The sequence below is a fragment of the Labilithrix luteola genome, assembly GCF_001263205.1.
GTDB lineage: Bacteria > Myxococcota_A > Polyangia > Polyangiales > Polyangiaceae > Labilithrix > Labilithrix luteola.
This window is the reverse complement of the sequence record NZ_CP012333.1, coordinates 501,019-515,534: the sequence shown is the minus strand read 5'-3', so window position 1 is coordinate 515,534 and position 14,516 is coordinate 501,019. Positions and strand designations below refer to the sequence as shown.

Here is a 14,516-nt window from a genome sequence, read left to right as displayed (position 1 = left end):
TACAATGCGCACGGTGTTCGTTCGCCGTGTGCTCGCAAGCGCGATCCTGACCGCTGCGGTAGTGATGTCTCCGGCGGTGGCTCGTGGAGACGAGGCATCGGTCGCCGAAGAGCTGTTCCAGCGCGGCGTGACTGCCATGGATCGTGGGGACCTGATCTCGGCGTGCGCGCTGCTGTCGGAGAGCCAGCGCCTCGACCCCGGCGGCGGGACGCTGCTCAACCTCGCGCTCTGCCACGAGCGATCAGGCCGACTGGCAACGGCTTGGGCGCGCTACCACGAAGCGCTGGGCGCGGCGCGACGGGACGGTCGAGCGGATCGAATCTCCTTTGCCGAAACCCATCTCGCGGCGGTCGAGCCACGGCTCTCGCATCTGGCGATAGCGTTCACCGTTCGACCGGCGAATGCGCGGGCCACGGTGGATGGAGTCGAGCTGCCGCAGGCCGTCTGGGAGAGTGGAGCTCCCATCGACGCTGGCGATCACGAGCTTCGCGTGGAAGCTCCCGCCCATGACGCTTACAAGTTGTCTTTCTCCCTCGCGGAAGGGCAGACCAAGCGGCTGGCCGTCCCCGCGCTCACCCCGACCGAGCTATCGCCGCACGTCGATGCGACGAGTGGAACGGGAACGACGCGACGGATTCTCGGATGGTCGTTCACGGGCGTGGGCGCGGGTGCGGTGGCCGCGTCGGCGATCCTCGGCGGTCTCGCCATCGGGGCGGAATCCACGGCCGACTCGTCCTGTCCGGGGGCGGGCGAATGCAACGACCCGCGCGGTCTGGAAGCGAGCCGGCGCGCCACGTCGCTTTCGACCGCCGCCACCATCTCGGTGATCGGTGGTGCGGTGCTTCTTGCCGGCGGCATCGTCCTCTTGTTGACGACACCGTCGACGAAACCGGCCAGTCAGCGAGGCACGCGCACGAGCGTCATCGGGCCGCTGTCCGACTTCGAGTGGAAGAAGTAGGCCCAACTCTGGTCGATGAACAGATAGCGCGCCTTGGTGAAGGTGGTCGGCGTCTGAATCGGGCGTAACGTGTTCTCGCAATCGGCGATGGCACACGTCGAGAGTGCCGTCTGTGAGCGAATCACGAGATTCGTGCCGTCGCTCGCGAGTGCCGTCGCCGAGCTCGAGGGAACATTGGTGAGGATGGTGCTCGGCGTGGCTTTGTCGACGCGGGGCCAGGTGACGATCGTTCCTTCGTCTTCCGAATACACGATGGCGCGCTGAGAATCGAAGGCCACCCACGAAGGGTAGGCATCGAAGGTCGCGAACGTGAGCACGGGCTGCGTCGCGAAGGGGCGCCAGCGGAGGAGTGTCCACTGGCCGCTCGTCGTTCGAGACGCGAGGGCTAGCTCGTCGTCCGTTGCGCCCGTGAACATGGCAGGACCATCGAGGTTCATGCTCGCTTCGGGCACGTCGGAAAGAAGCGGATCCCCGCGCCAATGCAGCGTGGGCGCGTTCGACAGGTCGTCGGGGCTGGCCGTCCAGAGCGTCTTGGGGAAGCCGCGAGGATCGACGAGGAGGCGGCGCCTTCGACCTGCGGATTGGTTCCCGCGAGGCTCATGTGATGGAGCTTGCCGTCGACGGTCGTGAACCATACCTCCGATCGGGCGATGCCGATCGTGCTGATGCGTGTCGAGGGATCGTCGGCCGGCTGGTCGTAGATGATTCTGGGCTTGGTCGGCGCCGCTTTCTCGATGAGCGTGAGCTTCGAGCGGCCATCGACGATTTCGTCGACGAGGAGCTCGTCGTTGCTCATCGTCATTCGTGGGTCGACGAACTGGCCCAGCGAGAGAGCGTGAAGGTCCGTGGAGGCGTCGGACGACGGCGTCGCACCGTCTTGGTCGGTTTCGCTGGGCGTCTCCGGTGACTCGTTGGGGCTCTCCGCCGAGGACGCGTCGCCTTTTCCCGGATAGCGCTCCTCGACGCCGATGATGGCGCCGCAAGCACCCACGAGCGCCGCGCCGGCGATGCCGAGCAGCGAGAACAGGGCCCGTTTCATTTCGAAACTCGCACGATCGCCCCGGTTTTCCCTTTCGGCACCATCACGATCCACGCGTAGGTCTCGTCGACGACCAGCGCACGCGCAGCCTCGAGGTTCGTGGCGATGGGCGTCAGCGTGGCCGCGCAGTTCGTGAGGGAACACTTCCGGAGCGTGCTCTCCGTCAAGAAGTAGAGCGACTGGCCATCGCTTCGGAGAAGCGGCGCGCTCTCGAACGCTGTGCCGGAGAGGATCGTGGTTGCGCTCCCCGTCACGCGATCGTAGCCGCGAACCTCCTTGGCCACGGGCAAGTGCACATAGGCGCGCGTCGCGTCGAGAGCCACACACCCGGGCGTTTCGGGAAGCGTTGCCAGCAGCCGGTCGCCTTTCGTCTGACCGGTGGCAGCAGGGGCCCAATGGCGGAGAGACTTCGTCGTCCCGACGGTGCCATAGACGAGAGCATCGTCGTCGACGACGACGTCACCCACGCTATCCGGAGAGAGGCGGCTATCCTTGTCCGATACCTGCGCTGGCTGCGCGCCATACCAGTCGAAGACGAAATAGTCCCCAACGAACTGGGGAACCTGGGCAAGCCAGAGCGTCTGCGGTGCCGAGAGGAGACGCGTGTACGAGCCCACGATGGGCTCCTCGCGTGCGTCGCTGCCGTCGGCCTTCATGCTGCGGACGGCTCCGTAGGTGTCGACGACGAATGCCCGGCCCCGCGACGCGCCGACGCTCTCGAAGCGAACACCGTCGACGATGTCTTCCTCGACGAGGACCTTCACATCGTGAGGCGGAGCCTTCGCGGTGGCTACGAGTCGCGTTTGGTAGTCGCTCTCGAGGGTGAACACGTGCGTCGGACCGATCGCGAACGCCTGAATGGGCCGCCCCTGGAGCACGACGTGAAGGTCTGCATCACCGCCCGGCGGCGGAACTTCCGCATCCGGTCCAGGGAGGTCTCCGGGGACGTCCGTCGACGGCTCGTCGGACGCCTCGCGGTTGTCCTCGCCCTCGCTCGGGGCGGCAGCGCGAGGCGACGACGAAGGACTCGGCGACGACGGATATGCACCACAAGCCACGCAGGCGAGGATGCTCGACGTGACGAACCCCAGAAAAAGACGGCTCCGCATGGTGTGTGTGGTGAGGTGTTACACGTCCCGGGTCGCCGCGCAAACGGCGGTTGGAACTCGAATCGACCGACGCAACAAAAAGCGAACCCACCGGCCACCATCGATGCATGGGCGTTCGAGCGCATTCGAAGAGGCTGGCCACAGTCAATCGCGTCCATCGCGTCCATCGCATGGCGCGCATGTCCGTCGCCGTGGGGGCACTCGCGGCTCTCGCGGCGTGCACCCAAGTGACGATCACGGTGCAGGGGCGCAAGGATGGGCAGGAAGGCGGCGAGACGAACGGCTCGCCGGGAACCGCATGTCCGACCGATGCCGGAGGAGCCGACACGAGTCTGCCACCCGGGGATGCCCAACCCGACGCTCACGTCGACCCTGACGGTCCTCCGTTGGATGCGAGCACCGACGACGTCGTCGATGCGTCGTGCCCCGGCGATGACGCAGCGGCGGATTCGGGGATGGACGCCGCGGACGCCACGACGGACGCGTCGGATGCCGCGCAGCCCGAGGATGGCGGCAGCGACGCGAGCGATGGTGGCCCGTCGGATGCGGGAAGTGATGTGAACGTGCCCCCGGACGCGTCGTCCGACGTGACGTGCACCTTCACGCGTTCTCACACCGGGGCAAACGACGCCTGCAACTATTGCGTGCTACCTCCCGAAGTAACCATCAGCATCGAGCACGTACCGCTTTGGATCGATCACGGAGAGCACGGAGTTGGAATCGAGGGGCAGGGGGACCTCCCGCCCCAACCACCGCCGCCGGTTCCGCCGAAGCGTGTCATCCATGTCGACGCTCCGACGGTGTTCGACAGCTGGTGGATGTTTGGCGACGCTTTCGTCCTTTCGGGAACTCCGCCCAGTGAATCCTATGTTTCCTCGAACATGCCTTTCGTCCCGAACGGCGGCTTCAATGGCACGATCACGGTCGGAAGCGGCAACGCGACGAGCCTGACGCTCAACGGTAGTCATTTTCCGGCAACCTTTGGTTGCGTGGCTCTCCACGGCTGTTTCGTCGAGAAAATTGCCTGCACCGGTACGGGCATCGCGGAGAATCGCTGAATTCGCGCGGGCTACTTGCCCTTCGACACCTGCTGCTCGATCGCGCGTAGGCCTTCGAGGAAGGCTGCGCGCGTGGTCGACCACTCCTGCGCTTCGGTCTCGTGGGCGAGGGCCTCGGCGTGCGTAGGCATGTCGAGCGAGCGGCGCACCGTGTCCACGAGGCGGCGCGAGAAGATCGATTCCTGACCATCGAGTTTGCGCGCGAGGCCTAGGGCGGCTTCGATGAGCTTTTCGTCGTCATACACGGCGGCGACGAGACCGGCCTCGCGAGCGCGCTCGGCGTCCCAGACTTCGCCGAAGACCGTGGCAAGCATCGCCTGCTGTTGACCGACGGCGCGCGCGAGAAGCCAGGCGTGACCGCCACCGGGGTGCAGCCGCAGCTTGGCAAAGCGCGTGTCGAAGACGGCGCGTCGCCCCGCGAGGCGAACGTCGCAGGCCAGCGTCAGGTTGAAACCTGCGCCGACGGCGGGACCGTTCACGGCGGCGATGGTCGGGAGCGGTGAGCGCAGGACGCGAAGGAAGCCGTTGTACACGTGGCGGACGGACGCGAAGTCGCCATCGGCGGCGGAGCGCAGCACCGACAGCTCGGCGCCCGCGCAGAACGCCGGTCCCGCGCCGGTGAGCACGACAGCCTGGACGTTAGGATCGGCCTCGAGCGCGTCGTAGGTCGCGCCGATCGCGTCGACGAGCCCAGCCGAGAGCACGTTTCGCCGCGAGCCCTGGTTCAAGGTCACGAGGGCTGCGCTGCCGTGACGTTCGGTCAGAACGAGATCCGTGGTCGATGTGGACATGGCCGGCACGATCTCACATCGGACCGCCGACACAACCCCCGGCATGCGCTTGCCGTCGTGACGACGTGTTAGCGTTGGCCTGCTCGTGTCGTGGCTCGTGAAAAGACGTTGCGCCGGTTCGCGCGTGAGGCAGGTCGGCGCGGTTTTCTGCGCGCTCGGGGCCTGGCTTGCTGCGCCCGACGCGAGTGCGGAGCGACCGTCGCCACGGGTTGCACTCTCTTACGAAGTGAAGCCGGGCCTTCGCGGGTGTCTCTCGGAGAGCGCTTTCCGCAAGGAGATTCTCAGGCGACTGCCAGACGATCCGTTTGCCGACGACGGCGCGATCGTCATCACGACGGTCATCTCCGCGCAGGGTGAACGGCTGCGTGCGCACATCGAGTTGCACGATCCGAACGAGCCGGACGCCGTCGATCAGGAGGTCTTCGCCCGCCCGGACGAGTGCGCGACGCTGGGGGCGGCAGCGGCCCTTGCCGTGAGCCTCACCATCCAACATTCGCGCGAGCTCGCCCGCACGCGTGAAGCGCCACCGGACGAGTCGAACCCGACCGTACCGCATCCTTCCGAGCTCGTGCCCGAAGAGCCGAGTTCGACCCCGCAGGTTCCACCGGGGCCCTCGCCGGTGCGTCCGATCCGCAACGTCGGAGGAGCCGCGAGGCGGCCGACCAAGCTCGAGCTTCGCACGCACGCGGTGCTTGCGCTGGGCTGGGGCCTTCTCCCGGACGTGACTCCAGGCACGCTCTTCGGTGCCTCGCTGAAACGAGGGCACTGGTCGGCGACGCTCGAGGCTGGCGGGTTCTTGCCCGCGCGATCGGAGTCGTCGCGGGGAGGGGGCGCGAATGCGTGGCTCGTGTTCCTGGCAGCCGCCGGCTGCGGTCACCTCGGCGATGCAGGGCGCCTCTTTGCCTGCGGGACCGTGACGGTCGGAGACTTCCGAGCGGCAGGGACGACTCCACTGCTCAGTCGTTCGTCGGAGTCGACGTACGTGGCGGTCGGCGCTCGCGTCGGGCTCGAGCTACCGATTTCGCGCCCGTTCGCCCTCGTGGTCCAGCTCGACGGAACGGCGCCGGTCGTCCGTCAGGCGCTGCGGATCGGCGACGAGCTTCTCTGGAAGACGCCCGTCGTCGGTGGTTATTTATCCGTCGGCGTTCGCATGTCGATTTTGTGACGGGTCCGGAGAGGTACCGCCATTGCCAGAACGCCGTGGTTGCGGACGCAAGCCATCCCCTACGAGGTGTTTGTATCGACGGCTCCCGGCTCGCCGAGTTTCGGCCCCTCTTTCGCGAACATTTCCGCTTCGTCTGCGTGACCTTGCGGCGCCTCGGCGTGCGTGAAGGAGACGTCGAAGACGTCGCCCAGGAAGTCTTCGTCGTCGTTCATCGCAAGCTCGACAGTTACGATCCGGCGGATCCCGCGCGGCTGTGGCTCTTCGCCATCTGTCTTCGCACGGCCTCCGCCTACCGGCGCCTCGCCCGGCATCGCCGGCAGGTGCAACAAGATCCCGAACGTGAGGTCGCCGACAGCGACCCGCTCGCTGACGACCTCATTGCTCGCGAGCAAAGCCGACGACTCGTCCTCACTGCGCTCGACTCGATCGAGCTCGAACGGCGTGCGGTCTTCGTCATGCACGACCTCGAAGAATTCTCCGCGAACCAGATCTCCGAGACCCTCTCGGTTCCCGTCAACACCGTCTACTCGCGGCTTCGGCGGGCTCGCGAGGAGTTCCGCAAAGCCATCCAAAGACTCCGCGCTGCCGGAGATTCCCGATGAACGACGCCGACACCAATCCTGGCCCGCTCGACCCCGAGCTGAGCGCACTCTTCGACGACCTTCGCGTGCGTGATGCGGAAGACCCGGCCTACGGGGAGGACGCGAGCGCGCGTGTACTCGCCCGCGTGGAAGACGTCGTCCGGTCGGGCGGCGAAGCCTCGCCCGGCCTCGCCAAACGTTTCCTCGGACGCGGGCCACTGCTCGGCATCGTCTCCCTCTGCCTCGTGGCAGGCGTCGTGACGCTGCAGCGCTCGAACGACGTGAAGACGCCGCAAGCGCCTCTCGCTCCCGTGGCGTCCTTCGATTCCTCGACGCCTTCGATCTCGACTCCGCCCTCGGAGTCTGCCCCGGCCGAAGAGAGCGCGGTTCCGACGTTCGGCGTTCACGACCTGCCGACGTCGATGCCTCGTTCGAAGCCGGCCCCTTCCGCCGGCGGCCTCTCCGAAGAGTACGCGCTCGTCGAGTCCGCACGCGCGAAGCTCGCAGCGAAGGACTACGCCGGTGCAGGCAAAGCCCTGCGTGAACACGCTGCCCGATTCCCGACTGGCCAGCTCGTGCAGGAGAGCGAGAGCCTCCGCATCCAGGCGCTGGTCGAGACGGGGCGCATCGACGAAGCGCGCGAACACGCGCATCGATTCCGCGCTCGATTCCCGAGCGGATTGCTCCTGCCCTCCGTCGCCCGTGCCGTCGCCGACGATGCGCCGGCGGCATCGACGAGTCACTGATTTTCCTGGCCGGGTCTCACACCGACCGAGCTCTCTCCTGCGCTGCTCCAGGTGCCCATGTCCCTTCGTGCCTATCGTCCGATCCTCGTTCTGACCGTTCTCACCAGCGTCGTGACGACGCTCCAGCTCGGCGGCTGCGCCGAGAATTCGCTCGACGTCGGCACGCGTCCCGACGCGGATGTCGATGCGTCGCCCGGCCCGTCGTTCACGCAACCCGCCGATGGGGACGCGAGCGCCGATGCCAATGCGTCGGTTCCCCATGCCGGGCTCTGCATCTCGACGGAGTGTCCGAGCGGATATGCGACGTGCGATAGCCCGTATGCGTGCGGGATCCATCTCACGAACGACAACAACAACTGCGGTGCGTGTGGCAACGCGTGTCCCCAGTCGTTCGGCGTCTTTCACCTGTCGTCGTCCTGCATCGAGGGGCAGTGTCGCCCCATTTGCACAATCGAGCCCAAGCTCGGTGGATACGATTCGTATGCAGACTGCAACGGAATCGTCGACGACGGCTGCGAGATCAGGACGTCGGATGATCCGAACAACTGCGGCGCGTGCGGAAACGCCTGCGCGCCGGGCGTGGGCTGCCATTCCGGCAAATGCGGGTGCGGGCCGGGACAAGCCGAGTGCGCCGACGGTCGCTGCTACAACATCGACAGCGACAACAACAATTGTGGCGGCTGCGGTATCGGTTGCGAGTATCCGGCCGATGCTGCCGCGCCCCCTCCGCATGCCGAATACGGCTGCGTGAGCGGGAAATGCGGAGAGCTCCGCTGCATGGGAGGATTCGGAGACCAGTGGGCGGATTGCGACGGTGACCTCCACAAAGGGCCGGGAAGCAACGGCTGCGAGGTCAATATCGGAATCAACTATCCCCGCGACCCGAACAACTGCGGAGCGTGCGGGAACAAGTGTACCGCCGCGCAGATTTGCTACGACGGCGATGGGGACCGCGTTCCGGAGTGTCTCTGCCAGAATTCCAACGAGACGATGTGCGGATCGCTCGATTGGGGAGGCGTGAGCTGTCACGACCTGCTCAACGATCCGAAGAACTGCGGAACGTGCAATCACGCCTGCCAGCCCAACGGCGATCACACGGCGGCCACCTGCAACAAGGGGGTCTGCGAGGCCACGTGCGAAGAGGGGTGGGGCGATTGCGACGGGCGGCCCGAAACGGGGTGCGAGACGAATCTCAAGATCAGCGGCGCAAACTGCGGAGCGTGTGGCACTCGATGTGACACGCAAGCGGGCCAGCCGTGCGTCGAGGGCAAATGCGCAACGACGGATTGCGACGCCGGGCCGGTGTTCTAATGCGTACTTCAAAACCTCTTCTGCTCGCCTCGGCGCTCGCTACTCCCTCGCTGCTGCTCGGTCTCTCGATGGCCAGCTGCGCCACCTCGAGCGACAGCGCAGCCCCTGCCAAGGTCGATGTCGTCCCCGATGTCGACAGCTCGACGCCCGGCTTCGACGCCAGCAGCGACGGCTCACCGGACGCCGGATGCGAATCCGACTCCGGAAACTGCACCACGAAACCGCTCGACTGTAGCGAAGCAGATTTCTGCGACGTCCCCACGAACGTCGATCTCCGATATTCGCTCACCAGCGTCTGGGGCTCGTCGGCCAATGACGTATGGGCGGTTGGCTCCGGAGGAACCATCGTCCACTGGAACGGCACCGCGTGGACCGGCGTCGACTCGGGACGAAAAGAGACGTTCAACACGGTCTGGGGAAGCTCCGCGACGGACGTTTGGATCGGCGCTGCGTTCGACGTGATTCTCCGTACGACCGGAGTTCAGGGGAGTTCCACCACCTTCACGCGCGTGGGCCCCGTCCTCTGGGAGGACCCGATGAACTTCTCGGGAACGCTGGTCAACAGCCTTTGGGGCGCGAACGGCGAGGTGTTCGTCGGCACCGACCAAAACCAACGGAACGCGATGTGGAGACATCACGCGCCTGTCGTCGAGGACCCGGATTATCCGCCTTCCGAATGGGAGACGGTGGGAGTGAACTGCGAGTCGCCGGGCGTGCGCTGTTTCAACGTCAATGGTGTCTGGGGGGCGAGCGCTTCGGACATCTGGGCGGTGACCAGCATCGGGACGGTTCGACACGCCACCACCTCGGTGGCCGATGGCGGTACGGTCGCCCAGTGGCAGAGCCCCATTTCCCTCACGACCGCGGCGCTCCGTGCGGTTTGGGGAAGCTCGGCGAACGACGTCTGGTTCGTGGGCGAGGGAGGAACGATTCGTCGTTTCACGAACGATGGGAGCGGCCATCTGTTGCCGGTCGAGTCGCCCACAACCGAGACGCTTCGAGCCATCTGGGGTAGCGCGGCGAACGACGTCTGGATCGTGGGTGACAGCGGAACGATCCTCCATTGGGACGGAACGAGCTTGAAGAAGGCGACGGCGGTGTTGCCTGTCGGTGCGAAGCCCCGCTTGAGCGGTGTATGGGGCAGCTCGGCGAACGACGTCTGGATCGTGGGCCAAGGCGGCATTGCGTTGCACTACACGGGGCCGAAGCCTCCGCCGACGACGGCAGCGAAGAAAGAGGGCGCACGATGAGATCGGCAATTCTCCATCGATGGCTTTGGGCCACGCTCGTCGTGGTCGCCGCCGCGGGGGCGGCCTGCGCCAACAACAACGAGGACGGCGCGGCGGTGGATGGCGCCGATGCTGGCGCAGACGCCAACCAGAGCGACGTGGTTTTGCCCGGGACGAAGGACGACGCCGGGGCGGACGGCGGTATCGCCGACGCCTCGAACGATCGCGATGCGGGCGAGCAAGACGCCGCCCCGCGCATCTGCTCGTACGACGGATTCTGTCACACGGACATTCCCTCGAATTACTCGGTTCGGGGGATGTGGATCGTCGGCGATTCGGTCTGGGCCGTGGCCTGGATCATGGGCAAGCCCGGCGCGGTGCTGCTCCGCTGGGATGGCGCGAGCTGGCATACCGAATACACCGCGCAGAAGCGGCTGAACACCATCTGGGCGAGCGGCCCGACCGACCTCTGGATGGGCGGCGACGAGGGGATCTTCCACGGGACTGGCACCTCACCGTCGACCATCACCTGGCAAGTCGTCCAGACACGGCCCATCAACTCCATCTGGGGAAGCGGCCCGAACGACATCTGGGCGGTGGGGGCGGGTGACTCGTTCTTGTTCGGAGAAATTTATTGGGGACAGAAGGAGCCCGGCAAGGTCTTGCACTATGCGGGACCCGTCACCGACGGTGGCGACGGCTGGTCGGTCGACCCGATTACGACCACGACCGGGATCTCGTGGACGAAGGTTTGGGGCACGAGCGCGAACGACGTCTGGATTGGCGGTACCGACTACACCGACATGTTCGGCGCCGGCCAAGGCAAGGTCTACCATCGCGGCCCCGACGGTAACGGAGGAGTCGGATTCACGAATACCGGAATACCTAATTTCGGGTATCCCTCCGGCTTCGACGGAACCAGGTTCGCCGGAGGCACTTCCGTCACCGCGAACGACGTGTGGCTCCTCGGCGCCGGCGTCTATGCCGACAGTCAATTCCAAGGCAAGGCCAGAACGGACGGCTCAGGCGTGTTCGACTGGACGCCGTACGACATGGTCTGCAACCACTCGTGTTCGTACACACGCTTACTCGGCGCCGTTTGGGGCACGAGTCCGAACGACGTCTACATCGCCGGCGAGAACGGCATCGTTCGGCACTGGGATGGCACCAAACACTCGGTCGTGCGCATCACGGTCACGGAGATCCCGGTGACGGGGACGTTCTGGACGATCGCCGGAACGTCGAACAACGATATCTGGCTCGGCGGCGACGGCCTCGCACTCCACAAGTCGGGCAAGGACAAGCCGTGAGGAACTCCGTCATGAAACGCCCTCTCCGATGGTTCGTTCTTGGCGCCGCGCCTCTGCTCGGCGCGCTCGGCGTCTTCGCGTGCAGCAGCAGCGATCAAACGCGGGAAAACTTCGAAGCGGACGGCTCACCTGCGCCCGATGCGGGGCCGAGTCTCCCTCCAGAAGCGGGCCCGGCCCCCGATGCGGACGCCGCGATCACGGACGCGGCCCCGCATTTCGACGCCGCGTCCGAGCCTGTGCAGTGTGCGGCCACGCCGTGCGTCGTGCAGCTCGTCGCTGGCGGCGCCCACTACTGCGCGCTGCTCTCCGACCATACCGTCCGCTGCTGGGGAGCGGCCGCTCCTCAAATGGGCGACTACGACGCGGGCGGCAACTGGCACGCCTCCCAGAACAGCCCGCTCGACATGAAGCTGTCGAACGTCGCCGAGCTGTCCGCGCAGGGCAACACCACGTGCGCACGGTTCGGCGAAGGTAGCGTGAAGTGCTTCGGCGGTAACTTTCAGGGGGCCATCGTCCTCGACCCGCCTTCGACCGACTTCGCTCCACACGGTCCGACGACGATTCCGATATCGAACGTCGCGCACGTTCGGATCGTTGGTGGGGATACCGTATTGGCCATCAAGGATTCGGGAGAGCTCTGGTCGTGGGGCAGCAGGACGGACACGCTCGGTCGTCCGGACGTGACCGAGTACGTGGTCGGGCCGGGGCAGGTCAACCTCGGCGGAGCCAAGGTCGTCAATGCGTTCGGCGGTATCGGCGTCGCCTTCGCAGTGACCGAGCAAGGCGAGCTCCTCACCTGGGGTTCAGGCACGGCCATGGTCACGTATCCCGGGCCCATTCCCCTTCCGCTCCCCGGTTTCGTCAACGTCGGCAACGGCGTAGGAAACGGGTCGCATGTCTGCATGGTGGCGGACGGTCGCCTCTACTGCTGGGGACAGAACGGACTTCAGTCCTGCTCGGGCGTGGCCGACGCCATTCTCAGTCCGCTCGAGATTCGAACGCACGGCTTCGCGCACGCGCAGCAGGTCTCCGTCAGTGGACAGAACACGTTCGTCCGCATGAGTGACGGAACGATCCAGGGGTGCGGAAGCGATACGAACGGCATGCTCGGCACGGGCGAGGCGGATGCCGGGGCCGCGGCTTCCTGGTTGCTCGTCGAAGCCAAGGGGTTCACCGGTCATGCCGTGTCAGTCGCGTCCGGCGACTCGAGCGTGTGCGTCCTCGAACAGGGAGGATCCGTGCAGTGCTGGGGTGCCAACGATTGGGGGCAGCTCGGTCAGGGCACCACGGACACCGACCGACACGCGTCGGCAGTCCGGGTTTCGTTCGAATAGGAAATCGAGGAGGAGCGCCGTGAATCACCAATCGCCGAAGCCGACTCGTCCCGCTTTGCGCATCTTCGTGGCGGCGCTCGGCTCCGTCGCGGCGCTCGTGCTCGGTTCGGCCGCGTGCGGCAGCTCGGATCGCACGTTCGCCGAAGAGTCGGACGCTGCGCTGCTTCCCGTCGAGGCGGCAGCGCCGGACGCAATTCCCTCGTGCGAGGGGCTTCGATGCTCGCGCGATCTCAAGAAGGTCGTCGACGGATGCTCGGGCGAAGTGATTCGCGAGTGTGGCCCCGACGAGGGCTGCGCGAACGGGGCGTGCGTCGATGCCTGCACCGCGGCGGAGGTGTCCAAGGGCTCGGCGGGTTGCTCCTTCTGGACGCTGCCTCCCGACGAGCCGGGACACACCGCGGGCTCTTGCTTCGCGGCGATGGTCGCCAACACGTGGGATCGTCCGGTGACGGTGACTGCCCATTACGGCACCGATACTCTCGATCTCTCCCAATCCATCTTCACCGCCGAGCAAGCGGGCTCCGTCACCACCTATACGAAGCTCGACGGCCCGCTCCCGCCCGGACAGGTCGCCCTCGTGTTCCTCTCCGAGATCCGTCCGGCACCGCCGAAGCTCGGTTGGGTCCAGGATTTCTCGCGCTGCCCCGAGGGCGTCGTCGGAGCTCTGAACGCCGATCCGATCGGCCACGGTACGACGATCACGAAGGCGTTTTCGATCACGACCGACGCCCCCGTGAGCGCCTATTCGATTTATCCGTATGGCGGCGCGGATACGTTCTATCCCACGGCGACCCTGCTGCTCCCGACCTCGGCGTGGGACGAGCGCTACATGGCGATCAACGGGTGGCCCGCGCGACGCTCGGGGGCGACCCTCCTCGGCTATCCGACGTTGCAGATCGTCGCGGCCTCCGACGACACCACCATTCGCATGAAGCCCACCGCGGACATCCCCGATACGGGCGACGTCAAAGGCGCCGCCGCGGGCCAGGTCGTGAGCTGGAAGTTGTCGCGCGGTCAGGTTCTGCAGATCACGCAACCCGTCGAGCTCACCGGCAGCCCCATCGAAGCGGACAAGCCGATTGGGCTCTTCGGCGGCTCTCGCTGCACGTACGTCCCGGACAACGACATCCAGGCGTGCGACGATCTCCAGCAGCAAATCCCGCCTATTTCGCAGTGGGGGAACGAATATGCGCTCGTGCCCTATCACGGTCGGCTCTCGACGCCGCAGGTCGACCAGCGCGAGAACGTTCCCTATCGCCTCGTCGGTGCCGTCTCCGGCACGGTGCTGACGTACGATCCCCAGAAGCCGGCCGCGGCCCCGGACACGCTCCAGGCGGGGGAGGTCGTGAGCTTCTTGACGGACCAGACCGTCGTCGTTCGCAGTCAAGACGCCGACCACCCGATCTACGCCTCGGTGATGATGACGGGCGCCCAGTACCTCACCGGACCGAACGGCGTCGGCGTGACCAACGGTGATCCGGACTTCGTCAACGTGGTTCCCACGGACCAGTACCTCGACCACTACGTCTTCTTCGCCGACTTCACGTTCCCGGACACGACGCTGACCGTCGTGCGACGAAAGACGAACGGTGCGTTCTTGCCTGTCGAGCTCGACTGCGTGGGCGAAATCAAGAACTTCCAGCCCCTCGGTTCGAAGGGCGAATACGAGTTCGCATGGGTCGACCTGACCAAGGGCTTCGCGGCGGCGAGCGGGACGTGTCGGGCCGGGCGTCACGAGGCCAAGAGCGACGGCCCGTTCACGCTCTCGGTCTGGGGCACCGGCTACTGCGCAAGCTACGGCTATGCGGGCGGCCAGGGGAGTCGCCCGCTCACGACGGTCGACGTCGGCATTCACTGACCGCCGCCATTTCGGGGGCTCGGTGCT

The 14,516-nt window shown here is 66.2% G+C and carries 14 protein-coding genes; 10 read left to right on the top strand and 4 right to left on the bottom strand.

What is annotated here, in order from left to right; all coding sequences use genetic code 11:
• Positions 1–13 precede the first annotated feature (13 nt).
• Positions 14–958, top strand: a complete 945-nt coding sequence (locus AKJ09_RS02415; RefSeq protein WP_146645556.1) for an outer membrane protein assembly factor BamD — start codon at positions 14–16, stop codon at positions 956–958.
• On the opposite strand, the gene AKJ09_RS02410 is transcribed toward AKJ09_RS02415, so the two are convergent.
• The 3 genes from AKJ09_RS02410 to AKJ09_RS02400 are packed head-to-tail and all read right to left on the bottom strand — an operon-like array spanning position 898 to position 3,106.
• Positions 898–1,410, bottom strand: a complete 513-nt coding sequence (locus AKJ09_RS02410; RefSeq protein ID WP_146645555.1) for a hypothetical protein — start codon at positions 1,408–1,410, stop codon at positions 898–900. The two genes, AKJ09_RS02415 and AKJ09_RS02410, sit on opposite strands and share 61 nt — an antisense overlap.
• The gene (locus AKJ09_RS02405; protein WP_146645554.1) at positions 1,392–1,997 is read right to left on the bottom strand and encodes a hypothetical protein; all 606 of its coding nucleotides are present in this window, start codon (positions 1,995–1,997) and stop codon (positions 1,392–1,394) included. Before AKJ09_RS02405 ends, AKJ09_RS02410 begins: the two co-directional genes overlap by 19 nt.
• Entirely contained in the window at positions 1,994–3,106 is a 1,113-nt protein-coding gene (locus AKJ09_RS02400; protein WP_146645553.1) for a hypothetical protein, read from the bottom strand. The genes AKJ09_RS02405 and AKJ09_RS02400 overlap by 4 nt, the downstream gene beginning before the upstream one ends.
• 179 nt (positions 3,107–3,285) lie before the next feature.
• Between AKJ09_RS02400 and AKJ09_RS02395 the strand changes: the two genes are divergently transcribed.
• Complete coding sequence (locus AKJ09_RS02395) at positions 3,286–4,164, top strand: hypothetical protein (RefSeq protein ID WP_146645552.1); 879 nt, start codon at positions 3,286–3,288, stop codon at positions 4,162–4,164.
• 11 nt (positions 4,165–4,175) lie between these two features.
• Here the strand turns inward: AKJ09_RS02395 and AKJ09_RS02390 are convergent, their stop codons facing one another.
• Positions 4,176–4,955 (bottom strand): enoyl-CoA hydratase-related protein, encoded by a 780-nt coding sequence (locus AKJ09_RS02390; RefSeq protein ID WP_146645551.1) that lies wholly within the window; start codon positions 4,953–4,955, stop codon positions 4,176–4,178.
• Positions 4,956–5,052: 97 nt separating this feature from the next.
• Between AKJ09_RS02390 and AKJ09_RS52605 the strand changes: the two genes are divergently transcribed.
• Genes AKJ09_RS52605 through AKJ09_RS02355 form a run of 8 tightly spaced genes read left to right on the top strand, consistent with a single transcriptional unit; the run spans position 5,053 to position 14,489 of the window.
• Positions 5,053–6,120 (top strand): hypothetical protein, encoded by a 1,068-nt coding sequence (locus AKJ09_RS52605; protein ID WP_169927187.1) that lies wholly within the window; start codon positions 5,053–5,055, stop codon positions 6,118–6,120.
• A complete protein-coding gene (locus tag AKJ09_RS52600) occupies positions 6,117–6,722 on the top strand; it encodes an RNA polymerase sigma factor (protein ID WP_338035024.1) in 606 nt (201 codons plus the stop codon). The genes AKJ09_RS52605 and AKJ09_RS52600 overlap by 4 nt, the downstream gene beginning before the upstream one ends.
• Positions 6,719–7,447 carry an outer membrane protein assembly factor BamD gene (locus tag AKJ09_RS02380; RefSeq protein WP_146645549.1) on the top strand — a complete coding sequence of 243 codons (729 nt, stop codon included), beginning with the start codon at positions 6,719–6,721 and terminating at the stop codon, positions 7,445–7,447. The genes AKJ09_RS52600 and AKJ09_RS02380 overlap by 4 nt, the downstream gene beginning before the upstream one ends.
• A gap of 57 nt (positions 7,448–7,504) precedes the next feature.
• Positions 7,505–8,758 (top strand): hypothetical protein, encoded by a 1,254-nt coding sequence (locus tag AKJ09_RS02375; protein ID WP_146645548.1) that lies wholly within the window; start codon positions 7,505–7,507, stop codon positions 8,756–8,758.
• Positions 8,758–10,008: a beta propeller repeat protein gene (locus AKJ09_RS02370; protein WP_146645547.1), complete on the top strand. Its 1,251-nt coding sequence runs from the start codon at positions 8,758–8,760 to the stop codon at positions 10,006–10,008. Before AKJ09_RS02375 ends, AKJ09_RS02370 begins: the two co-directional genes overlap by 1 nt.
• The gene (locus AKJ09_RS02365) at positions 10,005–11,297 is read left to right on the top strand and encodes a hypothetical protein (RefSeq protein WP_146645546.1); all 1,293 of its coding nucleotides are present in this window, start codon (positions 10,005–10,007) and stop codon (positions 11,295–11,297) included. Before AKJ09_RS02370 ends, AKJ09_RS02365 begins: the two co-directional genes overlap by 4 nt.
• Positions 11,298–11,308: 11 nt before the next feature.
• On the top strand, positions 11,309–12,631 hold the full coding sequence (locus AKJ09_RS02360; RefSeq protein ID WP_146645545.1) for an RCC1 domain-containing protein: 1,323 nt from the start codon (positions 11,309–11,311) through the stop codon (positions 12,629–12,631).
• Positions 12,632–12,650: 19 nt separating this feature from the next.
• Positions 12,651–14,489: an IgGFc-binding protein gene (locus AKJ09_RS02355; RefSeq protein ID WP_146645544.1), complete on the top strand. Its 1,839-nt coding sequence runs from the start codon at positions 12,651–12,653 to the stop codon at positions 14,487–14,489.
• Positions 14,490–14,516: the final 27 nt, after the last annotated feature.

What these genes read in the sequence shown, in the direction of transcription:
- AKJ09_RS02405 (WP_146645554.1), bottom strand. Translation starts at nt 1,997, where the DNA reads ATGAAACGGGCCCTGTTCTCGCTGCTCGGCATCGCCGGCGCGGCGCTC.
- AKJ09_RS02400 (WP_146645553.1), bottom strand. Translation starts at nt 3,106, where the DNA reads ATGCGGAGCCGTCTTTTTCTGGGGTTCGTCACGTCGAGCATCCTCGCC.
- AKJ09_RS02395 (WP_146645552.1), top strand. Translation starts at nt 3,286, where the DNA reads ATGTCCGTCGCCGTGGGGGCACTCGCGGCTCTCGCGGCGTGCACCCAA.
- AKJ09_RS02390 (WP_146645551.1), bottom strand. Translation starts at nt 4,955, where the DNA reads ATGTCCACATCGACCACGGATCTCGTTCTGACCGAACGTCACGGCAGC.
- AKJ09_RS02380 (WP_146645549.1), top strand. Translation starts at nt 6,719, where the DNA reads ATGAACGACGCCGACACCAATCCTGGCCCGCTCGACCCCGAGCTGAGC.
- AKJ09_RS02375 (WP_146645548.1), top strand. Translation starts at nt 7,505, where the DNA reads ATGTCCCTTCGTGCCTATCGTCCGATCCTCGTTCTGACCGTTCTCACC.
- AKJ09_RS02370 (WP_146645547.1), top strand. Translation starts at nt 8,758, where the DNA reads ATGCGTACTTCAAAACCTCTTCTGCTCGCCTCGGCGCTCGCTACTCCC.
- AKJ09_RS02365 (WP_146645546.1), top strand. Translation starts at nt 10,005, where the DNA reads ATGAGATCGGCAATTCTCCATCGATGGCTTTGGGCCACGCTCGTCGTG.
- AKJ09_RS02360 (WP_146645545.1), top strand. Translation starts at nt 11,309, where the DNA reads ATGAAACGCCCTCTCCGATGGTTCGTTCTTGGCGCCGCGCCTCTGCTC.